The following is an 18,131-nucleotide window of genomic DNA, read 5'->3' on the forward strand; positions in this document are numbered from 1 at the left end:
CGATGTTCCGGCCCCCGGGCGGCAGCGGCAGCCTCCGGGGGTCCCCTCATCATCGGGCTCGCGGCCCCCTCGGGGAAGCCGCTTCCTGTGATCGGCGGTGCGAGTTCGGGCACACCGGGCTCCGATCCCGCCGAACCGGAATCCCAGTGGATCAGCGGCCGTTCAGCCTCCGAAGTCCAGCAGGACCTTGCAGGACGTGCTCCGGTCCGCCGCGAGTGCGAACGCCGACTCGGCCTCCCGCACCGGAACCACCGCACTGACCAGCCCGTCGAACGACGCCTCGGCGGCGAGCAGTTCCAGCGCGTCGTCGAACTCCGTGTCGAAGCGGAACGCCCCGCGCAGCTCGATCTCCCGGCTCACGACGAGGTTCCCGGCGAACGGGCTCTGCCCCGGCGGCAGCATCCCGAGCTGCACCACGACACCCCCGCGCCGCACGAGCCGCAGACAGGTGTCCAGCCCCGCCGCGACGCCCGACGCCTCGATCGCCACGTCCACCTCGGCAGGCCACCCGGCATCGTCCGGATCGTCGGCCCGTACGAGGGTGTCGGCGCCGGCGATCCGCGCGTACTCCAGGGCCGCCGGCAGCAGGTCCGTCACCGTCACGCGTGCCGCGCCGGCCGCCTTGGCCGCCGCGACCACCAGACACCCGATGGGCCCGGCACCGGTGACGAGGACGTGCTTCCCGGCCACCTCCCCGGCTCGCCGCACCGCGTGCAGCGCGACGGACAGCGGCTCGGCGAGTGCCGCCCGCCGCAGTTCGAGCCCGGCCGGAAGCGCCCTCAACTGCTCTGCGGGGACGGTCACATGGGCCGCGAACCCGCCCTGCACATGCGGGAAGCGGGCGGCGCTGCCGAGGTAGCGGGTGTCCCGGCAGACGTTGCGCCGCCCGTCCGCGCACTCGGGGCACACCCCGCAGGGCGTGGCCGGGTGCACCGCGACAGCCGTACCGGGAGCCGGTCCTGACGCTTCGTCGGCGTGGGAGCCGTAGGAGACGACCGTCCCGACGACCTCGTGCCCGAGCACCATCGGTTCCTTGAGCCGGAAGTCCCCGACCCCGCCGTGCCGCCAGTAGTGCAGGTCGGAGCCGCAGACCCCGCCGTACCGCACGGCCACCAGGGCCTGCCCGGGGCCGGGCGCAGGTACCGCAAGCTCGTCGACCCGCAGGTCGCCCTGACCGTGGATCACACAACCAAGCATCTCCGAAGCCTCCTTCACAGCACGCTCGTCATGCCGCCGTCGACGTACAGCACCTGTCCGCTCACGAAGTCCGCGGCCTCAGAGGCGAGGAACAGCACCCCGCCCACCAGGTCCTCCGTACGGCCCCACCGCCCGGCCGGGGTGCGCCGCCGCACCCACGCGCTGAACTCCTCGTCCTGGACGAGAGGTTGGGTCAGCTCGGTCTCGATGTAGCCGGGACCGAGTCCGTTGACCTGGACGCCGTACGGTCCCCAGTCCGCGCACATGCCCTTGGTGAGCATCTTCAGCGCGCCCTTGGTGGCGGCGTAGGGGGCGATGCCCGGGCGGACCACCTCGCTCTGCAGTGAGCAGATGTTGACGATCTTCCCGTGGCCGCGCTCCGTCATCCGCCGGGCGGCTTCACGACCCACCAGGAACGCGCTGGTGAGGTTGGTGTTCAGGATGCGGTGCCAGTCGGAGTCGGTGAACTCCAGCAGCGGGGCGCGCAGTTGCATGCCCGCGTTGTTGACCAGGATGTCGAGCGGGCCCACCCGCTCCTCGACATCCACGATCCCGGTGGCCACCGAGGGGCCGTCGGTCACGTCGAACACGGCCGTGTGGACCTCGCCGGGCAGCTCGGCGGCGTTCAGTTCGGCGGCGGCCTTGGTGAGCCGTTCGCCGTCGCGTCCGTTGAGGACGACCGTGCAGCCGGCCTCGGCCAGACCGCGGGCGAGCGCGAGGCCGATGCCCCGGCTGGAGCCGGTCACCAGGGCCGTACGGCCGCTGATGTCGAAGAGAGGGTGAGCCGTCATCGTCGTACAACTCCCGTCAGGGTGTGCTAGATCACCAGGGACAACAGCAGGACCAGACCACCGGCGACCACCGAGATGATCGTCTCCATGACGGACCAGGTCTTGATGTTCTGGCCGACGCTGAGGCCGAAGTACTCCTTCACCATCCAGAACCCGGCGTCGTTGACGTGGCTGAAGAACAGCGAGCCGGCGCCGATGGCGAGAACGAGCAGGGCCGCGTGGGTCGTCGACATGTCGGCCGCGAGCGGGGCTACCAGACCGGCCGCCGAGACGGTGGCCACCGTCGCCGAACCCGTGGCGAGCCGGATCGCCACCGCGATCAGCCAGGCCAACAGCAGCGCCGGGATCGACCAGTCCTTGGAGATGTCCAGGACCATCTGCCCCACACCGGTGTCGATCAGCGTCTGCTTGAAGCCGCCGCCCGCACCCACGATCAGCAGGATGCCCGCGATGGGGGCGAGGCTCTTCTCGACGAGCGGCGAGACGCGCTCCTTGCTGAACCCGGCGGGCCTGAGCAGCGTGAAGATGCCCACGAGCACGGAGACGAGCAGCGCGATCAGCGGCGAGCCGATGACATCGAACACGCGCTGCACGGTGTTCTCGGGGTTGTCGATCACGATGTCGACCAGCGCCTTGGAGAGCATCAGGACGACCGGCAGCAGGATGGTGGCCAGCGTGGCGCCGAAGCCGGGACGCTTCTCCAGGTCCTCCGAGACTCGCTGTGGGATCATCCGGTCCGGGGCCGGGACGTCCACCCAGCGGGCGGCGTACCGCGAGAACAGCGGACCGGCGATGATCACCGTAGGTATCGCGACCAGCACGCCGAGCGCCAGCGTGACACCGAGGTTGGCGCCGATCGCGTCGATCGCGACCAGCGGACCGGGGTGCGGCGGGACCAGGCCGTGCATCACGGACAGACCCGCGAGGGCGGGGATGCCGATGCGCATCAGCGAGTAGTTGCCCCGCTTGGCGACCATCAGCACGACCGGGATCAGCAGCACCACGCCGACCTCGAAGAACAGCGGCAGCCCGATCACCGAGGCGATCAGCACCATCGCCCACGGCATCGACCGTCCGCTGGCCTTCGCGAGGATGGTGTCGACGATCTGGTCGGCGCCGCCGGAGTCGGCGAGCATCTTGCCGAGGATCGCGCCGAGCGCGATCAGCACGCCCACGCCGGCCACCGTGGTGCCGAGTCCGGTGGTGAAGCTGACGATGGCCTTGTCGAGCGGCGCCCCGGCGAATGCGCCGAGCGCCAGCGACCCGAGGGTCAGCGACAGGAAGGCGTGGAGCTTGAACTGGGTGATCAGCAGGACGATGACGGCGATGCCCGCCAGGACGGCGATGCCCAGCTGGGCGTGGCCGGCCGAGGTGATGGGCTCGACGGTGTCCGCTGCCAGCATCTCGACGCTGAGTCTGGTCACGGGGGTGTATTCCCTTGCAGATACGGGGGTGGGTGAGGAGTGCGGGGGGTTACGGGGTCGGCTCGGGGAGCGCCGTCAGGGCCGACACGGCCCGGTCGGTGATCTCCTCGGGGTTGCCCGACACGTCCACGACGACTCCGGCCTCGTCCGCCTGGAGCGGCTGGAGCGTGGCGAACTGGGAGTCGAGGAGCGCCGTGGGCATGAAGTGCCCCTGCCGGTGCGACATCCGGTCCTCGATGAGCGAGCGGTCGCCCGCAAGGTGCACGAACACCAGGTCCGGCGCGGCGGCCCGCAGCCGGTCCCGGTACGACCGCTTCAGCGCCGAGCAGCTGACCACCCCGCCGAGCCCGGCCCGCCCGTGCGCCCAGGCGCCGATGGCATCGAGCCAGGGCCACCTGTCCGCGTCGTCGAGCGGGGTACCGGCCGACATCTTGGCGATGTTGGCCGGCGGGTGGAAGTCGTCGCCCTCGGCGTAGGGAACGCCGAGCCGGGTCGCGAGCTGGGGACCGATGGTCGTCTTCCCGGTGCCCGCGACGCCCATGACCACGACGACATGGGGGGTACTCATCGCTGCCTCACTGTCTGCTGTCCTCGTCGACACGTGATGTCGACGCAACTGAAACTCATTAGGTACGACGAATTCAAGAGCCTGTGACGAATAAGTCTGACTTTTTGAGGCCGTGATCCACCCCGTACGCTGAGTACATGACCACTCCGGGCCGGGGTCTGCACGGCCAAGTACTGGAAACCCTCGGCCCCGCGATCACGGCGGGTGAGTACCCGCCGGGCAGCGTCCTGCGCACGGACGAGCTGGCGCAGCGCTTCGAGGTGTCGCGCTCGGTGATGCGCGAGGCCGTTCGCGTCCTGGAGTCCATGCACCTGGTCGAGTCCCGCCGCCGCGTGGGCGTGACGGTCCGCCCCAAGTCCGAGTGGAACGTCTACGACCCCCAGGTCATCCGCTGGCGCCTGGCCGGCGCCGACCGCCCCCAGCAGCTGCGCTCACTCACCGTCCTGCGCTCGGCGATCGAGCCGGCCGCCGCGGGCCTCGCGGCGAAGCACGCCACCGCCGACCAGTGCGCCCGACTCACCGAGTGCGCCCTCGGCATGGTCGCCCACTCACGCGGCCACCAGCTGGAGGGCTATCTCATCCATGACATCGCCTTCCACCGCGCCATCCTGAACGCCTCCGGCAACGAGATGTTCGCCCGCCTGGGAGACGTCGTCGCCGAGGTCCTCGCGGGCCGCACCCACCACGAGGTCATGTTCGAGGACCCCGACCCGGCCGCCGTGACGCTGCACGTCCAGGTCGCGGAGGCGGTCCGCGCGGGCGACGCGGTGCGCGCGGAGCACCTGACCCGCGAGATCACGGTCGGGGCCCTTCAGGAGCTGGACATCCTGGCGCCGTAGACGCCCTGGACCTGCTGCCTACTGGTCGAGAGACCTGCTGCCTACTGGTCGAGGAACTCCCCGTCGACGTACACCCACGCCCCGTCGACCCGCTCGAACCTGCTCCGCTCATGCAGCGAGCCGCCCCGGTAGGAAGCCCGGAAGGTCACGGTCCCCGTGGCATGAAAAGCGGACCCGTCACTCGTGTCCAGGATCTCCAGCCCGGTCCACCGCATCCCCGCATCGAGCTCAAGCCGCCCCGGCCGCGTCCGCGGATGCCAGGTCCGCAGCAGATACGCCACATCACCCTTGACGAAGGCGCTGTACCGCGACCGCATCAGCGCCTCGGCGGTCGGCGCGGCAGCGGAGCCGCCGTGAAAACGGCCGCAGCAGCCGTCGTACGCCTTGGGCAGCCCACAAGGGCAGGAACGCGAGGTCATGCCCGCCATTGTGCTAGCCCGCCGCCCGCGTCTCGGCCCCGGGCAACGGCGGCAGTCCCGCCCCGTACACCCACGCCTCGAACAACTGGTCCACCGGCTCGCTCGTGAAGCGGGACACGTGTGCGGCGAAGGCCTTGGTGGTCACCGTGCCGTTGCGGTGCAGCGGGCCCCAGCCGCGCAGCATGCGGAAGAAGGCGATGTCGCCCAGTGCGCAGCGCACCGCGTGCAGGACCAACCCGCCACGCTCGTACAGCCGGTCGTCGAACATCAACTTGCGCCCGGGATCCGCCAGCCGCAGATCCTGCGGCCGCGACGACAGCAACCGGTGTGCGACAGCCGCGTGTTGCTGAGCCGTACGTCCGCCCGAGCGCTCCGACCACAGCCACTCCGCGTACTTGGCGAACCCCTCGTTCAGCCAGATGTGCCGCCAGTCCGCGATGGACACGCTGTTGCCGAACCACTGGTGCGCCAACTCGTGCGCGATCAGCCGCTCCGAACCCCGCGCCCCGTCCACGTGGTTGGCGCCGAACAGCGACAACCCCTGTGCCTCGACGGGTACATCGAGTTCCTCCTCGGTCACCACGACCGCGTACTCGTCGAACGGGTAGGGCCCGAACAGCTCCTGGAACAGCTCCATCATCTGCGGCTGGCGCGCGAAGTCCCGCGAGAACCGGGGCAGCAGATCCGCCGGGATGTGCCCGTGCTGCGGTACACCGCCCAGACCCGGGTCGCCCAGCAGCACCGTCTGGTACTTGCCGATCGACAGCCCGACCAGATAGCTGGACGTCGGCGCCGACTGCTCGTACACCCAGGTGGTCGTCGAAGCCTTCGTCGTCCGGGTCAGCAGGCGCCCGCCCGCCACGACCGCGTACGCCGACGGTGTGGTGATCGAGATCTGGTACGACGCCTTGTCGGCGGGCCGGTCGTTGCACGGATACCAGGACGGAGCCCCGATCGGCTGGCTCGCCACCAGCGCCCCGTCCTCCAGCTCCTCCCAACCGAGCCCGCCCCACGGGCTGTTCACCGGCTTCGGGTTGCCCGACCAGTGCACCTCGACCGTGAAGGCCGCCCCGGCGCGGACCGGCTTGGCGGGGCGGACGCGCAGCCGCCCACCGCGGTGGGTGTAATGCGGCTGCCGTCCGTCGACCCGAACCCGGCCGATCTTGAAGTCGCCCAGGTTCAGCACGAACTCGGTGAGCGGCGAGCGCCCCGCTATCGCGTTGATCCGGGCCGTCCCCGACAGCCGGTTCGGGCCCGGGCGGTAGTCCAGCGCGAGCTCATACCGGTGCACCCGGTACCGGGAGTCGCCGTGCTCCGGGAAGTACGGGTCCGCGCCCGCCGCCTGCTGAACTGCCACTGCTGTCTGTGCTCCCTGCGCCGTACTGCTGTCACTCCGTGCCGGCCCACCGCTCTCCGGCCCCGAGTGGGCCGTGCTCAGGGACGCCATGCTTCGATCGGATTGCCGAGCCAACGGGTGTCGTCGGGGACGGACTCCGCCGCCATGACGAGCGACGCGGGACCCAGTGTCGTACGGGCCCCGATCGCGCTGCCGGGCAGAACGATCCCGCCAGGACCCAGCGTCGCGCCCTCACGGAGAACCACAGTATCCGTCCGCAAGATCCGGTCGTGGAAGAGGTGCGTCTGGAGCACACACCCCCGGTTCACGGTGGCCGCGTCTTCCAGTGTCACAAGATCGGTCTCCGGCAGCCAGTAGCTCTCCACCCACACGCCCTTGCCGACCCGCGCGCCCAGCCCTCGCAGCCACGCCGTCATCACCGGCGTACCCGGCACCGAACCCGCCAACCATGGCACGGCGAGCACCTCGACGAAGGTGTCGGCCAGCTCGTTGCGCCACACGAAGGAGGACCACAGGGGGTGCTCACCGCTGTGGTGCCGCCCCACGAGTGACCACTTGGCCAGGACGGACACCAGCCCCGCCACGGCCCCCGCAGCGAGCAGCACCAGCCCGGACAGCACCGGCGCCCAGACCCCCAGCGCACACAGCGCCGCCACGGTCAGCACCGCGAGCCCCGCAGAGCAGAACACCGGCACGATCCGGCACAGCTCCACCAGCCCGCGCGCCCACAGCAGCCGGGCCGGCGGATCGTACGTCAGGCTCTGGTCGCCGTCGGCCGCGGCACGCGGCAGCTTCATCGGCGGCAGCCCCAGATACGAGGTGCCCTTCTTGGCCTTCTTCGGCGTCGCCGACAGCACACCCACCAGCCCGCCGTCCGGCACGGTCCGCCCGGGCGCGGTCATCCCCGAGTTCCCGAGGAAGGCCCGCCGCCCGATCTCCGCCCGCCCGATCCGCATCCAGCCACCGCCGAGCTCGTACGGCGCGGTCAGCGTGTCGTCGGCCAGGAACGCGCCCTCGCCGACCGTGGTCAGGCTGGGCAGCGCCAGCACGGTCGACACCTCGGCGCCCTTGCCGATCCGCATCCCGAGCAGCCGCAGCCACACCGGCGTGACCAGCCCGGCGTACAGCGGGAACAGCGTCTCGCGCGAGCGGTCCATCAGCTGGGTGACGGTCCAGGCCTGCCAACCGACGCGGCTGTGCGTGGGGTGCGTGCCCTCGCGCAGGCCGAGGCTCAGCAGCCGTACGGCGATCAGGAGCAGCACGGCATACGCCAGCCCGAAGGCGAGCGTCGCCGGTACGAGGGCCAGCGCGGCCCCCATCAGGGGCGCGTCCGGCGTGTAGAACTCCCGGCCCACCAGGAACGCCGCCGCGCCCGCCAGCACGGGAAGCGCGGTCAGCGCGAAGCCGGTCAGGCCGTACATCACCCGCCAGTACGTCCCGCGGCGCGGCCGCTCCTTCGGCCAGTTGCGCTTGGCCTTGCCGAGCTTGACGGCGGGCGCACCCGCCCAGCGCTGGCCGGTCGGGATCTGCCCGGTGACCGCCGAGCCGGGCGCCACCTCGGCCCGCTTGCCGACCCGGGCGCCCGGGAAGAGCATGCTGCGCGTACCGACGGTCGCGTGCGCGCCCACCTTCACCGCGCCGACCTCCAGCCGGTCTCCGTCCAGCCAGTACCCGGACAGGTCGACCTCGGACTCGACGGCCGCGCCCCGCCCCAGCTTCAGCAGACCGGTGACCGGCGGCAGCGAGTGCAGATCGACGTCCGCCCCCACCTTGGCGCCCAGTGCTCGCGCGTACCGCTCCAGCCATGCCCCGGTCAGCGAGTTCGCCCCGCTGAAGTCGGCGAGCCGCTCGGCCGTCCACAGCTGCAGATGCACGCTGCCCCCGCGCGCGTACCGCCCGGGCTTCACGCCCTTCAGCAGCAGCCGCGCCCCACCGGCGGCCAGCGCGAGCCGCCCCGGCGGACTGAACAGCACGGCGGCCCCGACCGCGAGGAGCCACCAGGGCGCCGTCGGCAGCCACGCGTAGGCGGGCAGCAGATTGCCGAGCGCGGCCAGCGCGACGGTCCAGCGCAGGCCGAGCAGCGTGAACAGCGGAACGAGGAGCAGCAGCTGGATCACCTGCGCGCGCCGGGGCACCGGCGCGACGAACCGTTCGGCCCCGTCGTCCTGCGCGGACTTCTCCAGCAGCCGGGCCAGCTTCCGCAGCACCGGCTGCTGGTAGATGTCCAGCACGGCCGCGCTCGGATAGCGGGTCCGCAGCCGCGTCGTCAGCTGCGCGGCGGCCAGACTGCCGCCGCCGATCGCGAAGAACTCGTCGGAGGCGCTGGTGACGGGGATGCCGAGCACCTCGGTCCACTGCTCGGCCAGCCAGGCCTCGGTGCCGTAGAGCTGCTCGACCGGACCGCCGGTCTCCAGCCCCTTCAGCGGCCAGGGCAGCGCGTTCCGGTCCACCTTGCCCGACGTCCGGGTCGGCAGCTCCTCGACCGGCGCGAGCAGCGGCACGAGCGCGGCGGGCAGCGCGGCCCTCAGCTTCTCGACGGCGACGGCATGGTCCCAGCCGTCCTGGGTGACGACGTACCCGACGAGCAGCTGGTTGCCACTGCGAGCGGTCCGCACGGCGGCAGCCGCACCGGCCACACCGGGCAGCGCCTGCAACGCGGCATCCACCTCACCGAGCTCGATCCGCCTCCCGCCGAGCTTGATCTGCTCGTCGGCCCGCCCGAGGAAGACCAGCCCCTCGGGCTCCGCCTTGACGAGGTCACCACTGCGGTACGCCCGCTCCCAGCCCAGCGACTCCAGCGGCGCGTACTTCTCCGCGTCCTTCTCGGCGTCGAGATACCGCGCGAGCCCCACCCCGCCGATGACGAGCTGCCCGCTGTCGCCCATCGGCACGGGCTCCCCGGCCTCGTCGACGACGGCCAGCTCCCAGCCGTCCAGCGGCAGCCCGATCCGGATCGGCTCCTCACCACTCATCAGCGAGGCACAGGCGACGACGGTCGCCTCGGTCGGCCCGTACGTGTTCCAGACCTCGCGCCCCTCGGTCACCAGCCGCTGCGCCAGCTCGGGCGGGCAGGCCTCACCGCCGAAGATCAGCAGACGTACGTCGTTGAGGGTCTCGGGCTCCCAGAGCGCGGCGAGCGTGGGCACGGTCGACACGACCGTGATCTCCTGCTCGACCAGCCAGGGCCCGAGATCGGCCCCGCTCCTGACCTGCGAGCGCGGCACCGGCACCAGACAGGCGCCGTACCGCCAGGCCAGCCACATCTCCTCGCAGGACGCGTCGAACGCGACCGACAGCCCCGCCATGACCCGGTCGCCGGGCCCGATCGGCTCCTCGGTGAGGAACAGCGCGGCCTCGGCGTCCACGAACGCGGCGGCACTGCGATGAGAGACGGCGACGCCCTTCGGCTTCCCGGTGGAGCCGGAGGTGAAGATGATCCAAGCGTCGTGCTCGATGCCGGGCCGCGCGGCGCGAACCTCGCTGCGGCCGGTGACGGTCAGCTCGTGCTCGGCCCCCACGACGGCCCGGACAGCCGCTTCCCCGAACACCAGCTCGGCCCGCTCGTCCGGGTCCTCGGCGTCGACGGGGACGTAGGCGGCACCGGCCGCGAGCACGGCCAGGATCGCGACGTAGAGGTCATTGGTACCGGACGGCACCCTGACCCCGACCCGGTCGCCGAGCCCGACCCCCGAAGCGGCGAGCGCACGCCGCAGCCTCTCCACCTCGACGGCCAGCGCACGGTAGGTCAGGCACGTCGTGCCGTCGTCCAGTGCGGGCTCGTCGGGATACGACCGCACGGACGCCTCGAAGACGTCGACGAGCGTGCGCGGGGAGGCCGCGGGGCCCCCGGAGAAACGTGCCCTGTCACCGAACTGCTGGTGGATCTCCGCGCTCAGCTCTTCGTCGAGCAGGCCGAGAGCACTGCTCTCGTGTATGGCTGCCATCCGGTCCTCGCGTCTCGATCCCGGAAGCTCCGGGGTGCCGGCGGGCCCGCAGGTCTGCCTGGGGTTGTCCGACCCGGCTCCGTAACAAGCCGGAAATTTTAGTACGACGCTAGGTTCGGCCCCTTCGATACGCCACTCGGAGCAGCCGTTCGGGGCCGCGCCGATGCCGGGAGACAGGCGCTGACCTGGTGATCTTCGTCGGAACGAGACTTCGCCCACATACGGCCGCAGGCCGTGACCTCGTGGTCACGGCCTGCGATATTTCGAGTGTCCGAGGGGGGACTTGAACCCCCACGCCCGATAAAGGGCACTAGCACCTCAAGCTAGCGCGTCTGCCATTCCGCCACCCGGACAAGGTGTCTGTCGTGCGGGGTTTCCCTCGCGGCGACAGGGAAAACATTACCAGGCTTCGGAGGGTGCCCCGATCACCCCCCGCTGTGGCGTGAACGGTGTGTGACGGGGTGCGGTCGGTCTTGGGCGGGGCCGTGCGGAGAGGGAGGATGTGGGGAACCACCAGCAGTGACAGCGCGGGAGGAAGCAGCGTGAGCGAGACGGACACGGCCAGGGGCGTCACCGGCGAGGACGAGGTCGTGGACCTCTGCCGCGAGCTGATCCAGATCGACACCAGCAACTACGGCGACCACTCGGGTCCCGGTGAGCGCAAGGCGGCCGAGTACGTCGCCGAGAAGCTCGCCGAGGTGGGCCTCGACCCGAAGATCTTCGAGCCGCACCCGGGGCGCGCCTCCACCGTGGCGCGGATCGAGGGAGAGGACCCGTCCCGGCCCGCGCTGCTCATCCACGGGCACACCGACGTCGTACCGGCCAACGCCGACGACTGGACCCACCACCCCTTCTCCGGCGAGGTCGCGGACGGGTGTGTGTGGGGGCGCGGGGCCGTCGACATGAAGGACATGGACGCGATGACCCTGGCGGTCGTACGCGACCGGCTGCGCAGCGGGCGCAGGCCGCCGCGGGACATCGTGCTCGCGTTCCTCGCCGACGAGGAGGCAGGCGGCAAGTTCGGCGCCCGGTTCCTGGTCGACAAGCACCCGGACCTCTTCGAGGGCGTCACCGAGGCGATCAGTGAGGTGGGCGGGTTCTCGTTCACGGTGAGCGAGCAGCGGCGGCTCTATCTGATTCAGACGGCCGAGAAGGGCATGCACTGGATGAAGCTGACCGTGGCCGGTACGGCCGGGCACGGGTCGATGATCCACCGCGACAACGCGATCACCGAGCTGTCGGAAGCCGTTGCACGGCTGGGCCGGCACAAGTTCCCGGTGCGGGTCACCAAGACCACCCGGGCCTTCCTCGACGAACTCGGCGACGCGCTCGGCACCGAGCTCGACCCGGAGAACATGGAGGGCACCCTCGCCAAGCTCGGCGGCATCGCCAAGCTCATCGGCGCGACCCTGAGCAACACGGCCAACCCCACGCAGCTCGGCGCGGGCTACAAGGTCAACGTCATCCCGGGTGAGGCCACGGCCCACGTCGACGGCCGGTTCCTGCCCGGCTTCGAGGAGGAGTTCCTCGCAGACCTCGACAAGATCCTCGGGCCGAACGTGCGGCGCGAGGACGTGCACGCCGACAAGGCCGTCGAGACGGACTTCGACGGCTCGCTCGTCGCCGCGATGCAGTCCGCGCTGGTGGCCGAGGACCCGGCGGCCAAGGCGATCCCCTACATGCTCTCCGGCGGGACCGACGCCAAGTCCTTCGACGACCTGGGCATCCGGGGCTTCGGTTTCGCTCCGCTGAAGCTGCCGCCGGAGCTGGACTTCGCGGGCATGTTCCACGGCGTCGACGAGCGGGTACCGGTGGATGGGCTGCAGTTCGGGGTGCGTGTGCTCGACCGGTTCATCGATGCGTCCTGAATTGGGCCACTGAAACGACACTTCGGTGCCACCCCGGTATTCGGCCAGGCGTACAGGACGTGACCGGCGCGAGTGAACACGCTCATCAGGTCGTAGCCCTATTAGTTCCTCCTCGTTACAGGTGATGCGATCAGCTACTTGTGATCGCATTGCCAACAAGGAGGAATAATGATCAAGAAGGTCGTCGCCGCTGCGGCTGCCACTGGTGGCCTGGTTCTCGCGGGCGCGGGCCTCGCCGTCGCCGACTCCGGTGCCCAGGGTGCCGCGGTGCACTCCCCGGGCATCGTGTCCGGCAACGTTGTTCAGGCGCCGATTCACATCCCCGTGAACGTCTGCGGCAACACGATCTCGGTGATCGGGCTGCTGAACCCCGCCTTCGGCAACACCTGCATCAACAAGTGACGTTGTGCCTTGCCCCGTGAAAGGGGCTGAGCCCGTCGGCCCCGGAGCGCACTCCATGCGCACCGGGGCCGACCGGCCTTTCAGCGGCGTCGGGCCATTCCGGTGCCGTTTTTTCGGAACAAGGTCGAAGGCAGGAAATCAGCAATGCGACAGGTCACCCGCAAGGGCCTGCTGACCGTGGCGGCCGCGACCGGCGTCATCGCCGCCGCGGGCGGCACCGCCCACGCCACCGGAGCGGGCGCGAACGGCACCGCCTCCAACTCGCCCGGCGTGCTGTCGGGCAACACGGTGCAGGCGCCGGTGCACGCTCCCGTCAACGTCTGCGGCAACACGGTCAACGTCGTCGGGCTTCTCAACCCGGCGATCGGCAACAGCTGTACCAACCAGGGCGGCGGCCACGGCGACTCCCATGGCGGCGGAGGCGCTTCGACCGACGGGCACACCAGTGACTCGCCCGGCGTCGGCTCCGGCAACCACGTCGAGGCGCCGATCCATGTGCCGGTCAACGTGTGCGGCAACACCGTCGACGTCATCGGCATCGGCAACTCCACCGAGGACAACGACTGCGGCAACAACGGCGGTGGCGGCCACACCCCGCCGGGTGGCGGCCACGAGAACCCGCCGGAGTCGCCGGAGCAGCCGGGCAATCCCGGTAACCCGGGTAACCCCGGAAACCCCGGGGAGCCGGGCAACCCCGGGGAGCCGGGCAACCCGGGCAACCCCGGCAACCCTGGAAGCCCGCAGAACCCGGAAGAGCCGAACCACCCCGGCACGCCGAGCACGCCGCCCGGCGGCGGCTCCTCGAACGGCAACGACACGGGCACCCAGACCGTCACCCAGCCCCAGGGCAAGGCCGAGCTCGCGCAGACCGGCAGTGACCTGCCGCTGGGCCTCACCCTGCCGGTCGGTGCGGGGGCGCTGCTCGCGGGCGCGGTGCTGTACCGCAAGGCGCGGGCCTCGGCGTAGGCCTCGGCCATCCGGCGCGAACGGAGCGGGCCCCGCCTCGGCGGGGCCCGCTCCGTTCTGTGCTTCGCCTCAGCTCACCACGTGGCCCGCACCTGGCGGATGATCCTGCGGCGCAGCCGCACCCTGCGGCTGCCGTCGCGCAGCAGGCTCAGGCGGTCCAACTCCCAGTGTCCGTACTCGGCATGGTCCGTCAGCAGGCGTGTCGCGTCCTTGCGGGAGACCCCGCGCGGTACGTACACGTCGACAAATTCGTATTCCGGCATCGCATCTATTGTGCGGGCTGGGGCTCGGTACGGATAGCGTCTGCACTATGTCTGATGCTGTGCAGCCCACCGCTGCCGAGGTACGCGCCGCCGCCGAGGCGGTCAAGACCGCGCTCGACCGCCACCTGGACGCGGTCGAACGCCGGTCGGGTGAGGACGACCCTGCCGTCTACGAGGCGTTCAACCAGTTGGCAGCGGCCGCCGAGGTCTACGACGAGCTGCTCTACGACCGCTACGACGAGGTCACTCCCTTCGAGATCCCCGGTACGGAGGACGCGCTGCCGCCGTACACGGGCCCCGAGGAACCGAACGCGCTGAGCGTGCTGATCCGCCGGGACTACTCCGTGGCGGAGCCGCAGCGGTTGCTGGCGCAGGCCGAGCGGATCGAGGCGGCGGACGACGAGGGCGCGGAGGCCTCCGGCACGGTGCACGGGGCGTTGGGCGTGCTGTTCGGCGAGTTCGAGCCGGACGAGATCGCCTCCCGGCACAAGGAGTTCGGCCTGGAGGAGGGCGACTCCACGCTCTGGGTGACCGCCGCGGACGAGTCGGCCGAGCCGGGGGAGTGGCTGGAGATGCCCTTCGAGGGGGTCGATCCGCAGCAGGTGGTTTGCCGGTTCGATGTCAGTGCGGTGTTCGACGACGAGGACGACGAACTCGACGACCGCGACGATCTTGACGCCGGGCTGGATGAGGATCTGGAGCCGTTGGACGCGGAGCGCTAGCCGCTGGGCTTGGACGGCTTGTAGGTCGGCGGCGGTCACGGGATCTGTCCGTGACCGCCGCCGTCGTGCTGTGTGGTGCGGTTCCGCCGTGGTGCCTCCGGTATGCGGGCGGCTGCGGGTTGTGTGTGGCTGGTCGCGCCCTCGCGGCGGAGCCGCAAATTGATACAGCCCCGCACCCCTTGAGGTCGGCTGTCCTGCTGTTTCTTCGAGCGGAACCCTTAGTCCGCCGACGGCACCTGCGGTTTGAGTAGGACCGGGAGGCGGGTTGTGCGGGTCTTTGCCGGGATTTCTGTGACCGCTCGGGGGAGGGCCTGTTCTGCGCCGTGGACCACTGAGAGGTGGCGGTCGGCGCGGCTGAAGGCTGTGTAGACCCAGGGGCGGGTGAGGGTCTGGGCCGCGTCGCCGGGGAGGACGACGACGACCGCCGGCCATCGGGCGCCCACCGCCTGGTGTGCGGTCAGGGCCCAGCCGTGGCGTACGGACTGGTCCACCCGCTCCTTCGGTACGACCACGGTCTCGCCCGCGCAGGACAGGTGCAGTCCCTCGGCGTCGGCCGTCACCACCTGGCCCGGCACCGTACGGCCCGGTGCGGGGGAGTAGGCGACGCGGTCACCGGGGTCGAAGCCGCCGAAGCGGCCGAGGCCGGGGTTGAGCCGCTCCTTGAGCGCGGCGTTGAGGGCGCGGGTGCCGGCCGCTCCGCCGTGGCCCGGCGTGATCACCTGGGTCTGCTCGGTGGGGACACCGATCGCGCGCGGCACCGAGTCCGCGACGAGCTGCACGGTGCGGTGCACGGCCTCGCCCGCGTCCCGCACGGGCACGATCACGACCTCCTTGCCGGGGGCCTCGACCTGGTTCAGCTCGCCGATGCCGACACCGGACACCAGCTCGCCCAGCGGCCCGGGATCCGGTCGGCGCGAGGCGAGCTGCGGGCAGATCCGCGCCGCCAGCAGATCGGCGAACACCCGCCCGGGCCCCGCCGACCAGAGCACCGCCGGATCCCCGGCCAGCACCAGCCGGGCCCCGTCCGGCAGCGACTCCGTGAGCAGCGCCGCCGTCTCGACGTCCAACTGCGGCGCGTCGAGCACGACGAGCAGATCGAGGTCGAGCGCACCCTCCACGTCCCGACCGGGCCCTTCGGTGCCGGAGAGCAGACCGGCCACGGTGACGACGCCGGGCACCTCGGGCTGGTCGCCCTCGCTCAGCAGCGCCGAGAAGCGCGCCCGCCCCAGCGGGCTGTGGGTGGCCGCCCAGGCCCGCAGGCCGAGCGTCCGGGCCGTGTGCAGCAGTGCCGCCGGTTCGGCCAAGGACGCCTCGCCGCCGGTGTGGAGGACCAGGCCGTGTGCCGAGACCGCGCGGATCAGGTCGACGGCGGAGCCCGCGGCGGTCGCCGCCCGCTCCCACTCCTCGGCCGAACCGTCCTGCTTGGGCGCTGAGTTGATCAGGCGGGCCAGTCCGTCGGCGAGGCTCTCCTCCGCGAGGGCGTACCGCTCCAGGCCGACGAGGACACGGACCGGCCGTTCCTCGTCCTCCCCCTCGTCGTCGTCCCGCCTGAGCGGGGTGCCGGGCTCGTCCAGAGCGTCCTGGAAGGCGAGGGCCTCGCCCTCGGCCAGGGTGTGCTGTACGGCCGTATCGGCGTCCGGCACACCCCGCTGGACCAGGGCCGCGGTGAGCGTCGGCATCTCCAGGGCCGTGTGCCCGGCCAGGGCCGCCTGTTCCAGCAGCCAGACGGTGACCGCCCGGCCGCGCCGCTCGTCGTCCGGTCCGCACTCCGCTCCGAGCAGGGCCCGCGCGAACCCGTCGGCCTGCTCCGGCCGCACGCCGCCGACGCGCAGCAACTGCCAGGGGTCCGCCCGCAACTGGTCCTCCGCACCCTCGCCGAGCGCTGCAGCGACCTGCGGGGCGAGGGCCTCCGGTGCGCCGCCCTCGGACAGCACACGTCGTACGGACTCGACGGTCTCCGGTGCGGGGGCGGCGGGCGCGTCGGCCGTCACCACGGGCTGTGGCCGGGATACCGGCTCTGGGGCGGGGCGGCGAGGCTGCCCCGGCTCGCTGAAGACGGTGGCAGCGGGCTTCGTGCCGCTCTCCACGGCTCGTACGGCCGCGAGCAGATCGGCGGCCTTCCCGCTGAGCTTGCCCCCGCTGCTGATCGGCCCGTCCTTCTCCGCCTTCCGCCGCGCGATGCGCTCCCGCTCGATCCGCTGAGCGGCGAGCTCCGCTTCGGCCTCGGACGGGGACGCGGTTTTGCCGTCGCCGCCCTCGGCGTCCCGGCTCTCCGTCTCGCCCTCGGCGGCCAGCGCACCCCCGTCCCCGGGCGCTCCGCCCTCCGGCGTGGCCCCCGGCGTCCCCGGCTCGGTTTCCTCCGTGGTCTCCGGCGGCTCCGTGCTCACAGCGTGCTCCAGTCGTGATCGGGATAGCGGTGCACGGGCGCTGACACGTCGTCGAGCGCCCGGCAGATCTCGTCAGGAAGACTAAGGGCCTCCACTGACAATGCCGCCGTGAGCTGCTGTGCGTTGCGTGCGCCTATGACCGGTGCGGCCACGCCGGGCCGGTCGCGGACCCAGGCGAGGGCGACCTGGAGCGGGGTCACGGCCAGCCCGTCGGCCGCCGTCTGCACGGCGTCCACGATGCGGCTCGCCGTGTCGTCGAGGTACGGCGCGACGAAGGGCGCGAGGTGTTCGGAGGCGCCGCGTGAGTCCGGTGGCGTCGCGCCCCGGTACTTGCCGGTCAGCACGCCCCTGCCGAGCGGTGAGGAGGGCAGCAGGCCGATGCCCAGGTCCAGCGCGGCGGGAAGCACCTCGCGCTCGACGCCCCGCTGCAGCAGTGAGTACTCCAGCTGTGTGCTGGCCAGCCGGGTCCGTATGCCCGATGCCGCGAGCTGCCACGTCGCCGCCTTGGCGAGCTGCCAGCCGCAGAAGTTGGAGACGCCCGCATAGCGGGCGCGTCCGCTGCTGACCGCCAGGTCGAGGGCCTGAAGCGTCTCCTCCAGCGGGGTGTACGGGTCGTAGGCGTGGATGTGCCAGACGTCGACGTAGTCCGTGCCGAGCCGGGCCAGCGAGGCGTCCAGAGCGGAGAGCAGATGGCCGCGCGAGCCGTCGAAGCGGCGGTCCGGGTCGGGCACGCTGCCCGCCTTCGTCGAGATGACCAGGTCCCGGCGCGGGACCAGCCCTTCTATGAGCCGGCCGAGCAGATACTCGGCCCCCCCGTCGCCGTACACGTCGGCCGTGTCGACGAGGGTGCCGCCCGCCTCCCAGAACGTCTTCAGGAGGTCCGCGGCGTCGTGCTCGTCGGTGTCCCTTCCCCAGGTGAGGGTGCCGAGCCCGATCCGGGACACGCGCAGGCCGGTGCGGCCGAGATGCCTCTGCTCCATGAAC

The 18,131-nt window shown here is 71.5% G+C and carries 15 protein-coding genes and 1 tRNA gene; 5 read left to right on the plus strand and 11 right to left on the minus strand.

Annotation, left to right across the window (positions count from 1 at the left end; genetic code table 11):
* Positions 1-162 precede the first annotated feature (162 nt).
* The 4 genes from BLU79_RS40495 to BLU79_RS40510 are packed head-to-tail and all read right to left on the minus strand — an operon-like array spanning position 163 to position 3,980.
* Complete coding sequence (locus BLU79_RS40495; protein WP_093911046.1) at positions 163-1,197, minus strand: L-idonate 5-dehydrogenase; 1,035 nt, start codon at positions 1,195-1,197, stop codon at positions 163-165.
* A gap of 14 nt (positions 1,198-1,211) precedes the next feature.
* Positions 1,212-1,988 (minus strand): SDR family oxidoreductase, encoded by a 777-nt coding sequence (locus tag BLU79_RS40500; protein ID WP_093911047.1) that lies wholly within the window; start codon positions 1,986-1,988, stop codon positions 1,212-1,214.
* Positions 1,989-2,014: 26 nt separating this feature from the next.
* On the minus strand, positions 2,015-3,412 hold the full coding sequence (locus BLU79_RS40505) for a GntP family permease (protein ID WP_093911048.1): 1,398 nt from the start codon (positions 3,410-3,412) through the stop codon (positions 2,015-2,017).
* 49 nt (positions 3,413-3,461) lie between these two features.
* Positions 3,462-3,980, minus strand: a complete 519-nt coding sequence (locus tag BLU79_RS40510; RefSeq protein ID WP_093911049.1) for a gluconokinase — start codon at positions 3,978-3,980, stop codon at positions 3,462-3,464.
* A 137-nt stretch (positions 3,981-4,117) separates the two neighbouring features.
* On the opposite strand from BLU79_RS40510, the gene BLU79_RS40515 reads away from it, so the two are divergent.
* A complete protein-coding gene (locus BLU79_RS40515) occupies positions 4,118-4,819 on the plus strand; it encodes a FadR/GntR family transcriptional regulator (RefSeq protein WP_093911050.1) in 702 nt (233 codons plus the stop codon).
* Between the two features lie 41 nt (positions 4,820-4,860).
* Here BLU79_RS40515 and BLU79_RS40520 read toward each other — a convergent pair whose 3' ends face one another.
* The 4 genes from BLU79_RS40520 to BLU79_RS40535 all read right to left on the minus strand — a co-directional run bounded on the left by BLU79_RS40520 (position 4,861) and on the right by BLU79_RS40535 (position 10,892).
* Positions 4,861-5,238 (minus strand): YchJ family protein, encoded by a 378-nt coding sequence (locus BLU79_RS40520; RefSeq protein ID WP_093911092.1) that lies wholly within the window; start codon positions 5,236-5,238, stop codon positions 4,861-4,863.
* 13 nt (positions 5,239-5,251) lie between these two features.
* The gene (locus tag BLU79_RS40525) at positions 5,252-6,595 is read right to left on the minus strand and encodes a M1 family metallopeptidase (protein ID WP_093911051.1); all 1,344 of its coding nucleotides are present in this window, start codon (positions 6,593-6,595) and stop codon (positions 5,252-5,254) included.
* A 77-nt stretch (positions 6,596-6,672) separates the two neighbouring features.
* Positions 6,673-10,539, minus strand: coding sequence for a Pls/PosA family non-ribosomal peptide synthetase (locus tag BLU79_RS40530; protein ID WP_093911052.1), 3,867 nt, complete (start codon positions 10,537-10,539; stop codon positions 6,673-6,675).
* Positions 10,540-10,807: 268 nt separating this feature from the next.
* A tRNA-Leu gene (locus tag BLU79_RS40535) sits at positions 10,808-10,892 on the minus strand.
* Between the two features lie 189 nt (positions 10,893-11,081).
* Between BLU79_RS40535 and BLU79_RS40540 the strand changes: the two genes are divergently transcribed.
* The 3 genes from BLU79_RS40540 to BLU79_RS49795 all read left to right on the plus strand — a co-directional run bounded on the left by BLU79_RS40540 (position 11,082) and on the right by BLU79_RS49795 (position 13,775).
* On the plus strand, positions 11,082-12,407 hold the full coding sequence (locus BLU79_RS40540; protein ID WP_093911053.1) for a M20/M25/M40 family metallo-hydrolase: 1,326 nt from the start codon (positions 11,082-11,084) through the stop codon (positions 12,405-12,407).
* Between the two features lie 168 nt (positions 12,408-12,575).
* Entirely contained in the window at positions 12,576-12,809 is a 234-nt protein-coding gene (gene chpH / locus BLU79_RS40545) for a chaplin ChpH (RefSeq protein WP_093911054.1), read from the plus strand.
* Positions 12,810-12,953: 144 nt separating this feature from the next.
* A complete protein-coding gene (locus tag BLU79_RS49795) occupies positions 12,954-13,775 on the plus strand; it encodes a chaplin (protein ID WP_093911055.1) in 822 nt (273 codons plus the stop codon).
* Between the two features lie 74 nt (positions 13,776-13,849).
* On the opposite strand, the gene BLU79_RS40555 is transcribed toward BLU79_RS49795, so the two are convergent.
* Positions 13,850-14,038, minus strand: a complete 189-nt coding sequence (locus BLU79_RS40555; protein WP_005485166.1) for a DUF5703 family protein — start codon at positions 14,036-14,038, stop codon at positions 13,850-13,852.
* Between the two features lie 47 nt (positions 14,039-14,085).
* Between BLU79_RS40555 and BLU79_RS40560 the strand changes: the two genes are divergently transcribed.
* Entirely contained in the window at positions 14,086-14,760 is a 675-nt protein-coding gene (locus BLU79_RS40560; RefSeq protein ID WP_093911056.1) for a hypothetical protein, read from the plus strand.
* 218 nt (positions 14,761-14,978) lie between these two features.
* On the opposite strand, the gene BLU79_RS40565 is transcribed toward BLU79_RS40560, so the two are convergent.
* Complete coding sequence (locus tag BLU79_RS40565) at positions 14,979-17,147, minus strand: helix-hairpin-helix domain-containing protein (RefSeq protein ID WP_093911057.1); 2,169 nt, start codon at positions 17,145-17,147, stop codon at positions 14,979-14,981.
* Entirely contained in the window at positions 17,144-18,127 is a 984-nt protein-coding gene (locus BLU79_RS40570; RefSeq protein WP_093911058.1) for an aldo/keto reductase, read from the minus strand. The genes BLU79_RS40565 and BLU79_RS40570 overlap by 4 nt, the downstream gene beginning before the upstream one ends.
* Positions 18,128-18,131: the final 4 nt, after the last annotated feature.

This window comes from Streptomyces sp. cf386 (assembly GCF_900103585.1).
Classification (GTDB): Bacteria; Actinomycetota; Actinomycetes; order Streptomycetales; family Streptomycetaceae; genus Streptomyces.

Bases quoted from the DNA above. Each gene is read 5' to 3' on its own strand.
- BLU79_RS40495 (WP_093911046.1), bottom strand. From the start codon at position 1,197: ATGCTTGGTTGTGTGATCCACGGTCAGGGCGACCTGCGGGTCGACGAG.
- BLU79_RS40500 (WP_093911047.1), bottom strand. From the start codon at position 1,988: ATGACGGCTCACCCTCTCTTCGACATCAGCGGCCGTACGGCCCTGGTG.
- BLU79_RS40510 (WP_093911049.1), bottom strand. From the start codon at position 3,980: ATGAGTACCCCCCATGTCGTCGTGGTCATGGGCGTCGCGGGCACCGGG.
- BLU79_RS40515 (WP_093911050.1), top strand. From the start codon at position 4,118: ATGACCACTCCGGGCCGGGGTCTGCACGGCCAAGTACTGGAAACCCTC.
- BLU79_RS40520 (WP_093911092.1), bottom strand. From the start codon at position 5,238: ATGACCTCGCGTTCCTGCCCTTGTGGGCTGCCCAAGGCGTACGACGGC.
- BLU79_RS40530 (WP_093911052.1), bottom strand. From the start codon at position 10,539: ATGGCAGCCATACACGAGAGCAGTGCTCTCGGCCTGCTCGACGAAGAG.
- chpH (WP_093911054.1), top strand. From the start codon at position 12,576: ATGATCAAGAAGGTCGTCGCCGCTGCGGCTGCCACTGGTGGCCTGGTT.
- BLU79_RS49795 (WP_093911055.1), top strand. From the start codon at position 12,954: ATGCGACAGGTCACCCGCAAGGGCCTGCTGACCGTGGCGGCCGCGACC.
- BLU79_RS40555 (WP_005485166.1), bottom strand. From the start codon at position 14,038: ATGCCGGAATACGAATTTGTCGACGTGTACGTACCGCGCGGGGTCTCC.
- BLU79_RS40560 (WP_093911056.1), top strand. From the start codon at position 14,086: ATGTCTGATGCTGTGCAGCCCACCGCTGCCGAGGTACGCGCCGCCGCC.
- BLU79_RS40570 (WP_093911058.1), bottom strand. From the start codon at position 18,127: ATGGAGCAGAGGCATCTCGGCCGCACCGGCCTGCGCGTGTCCCGGATC.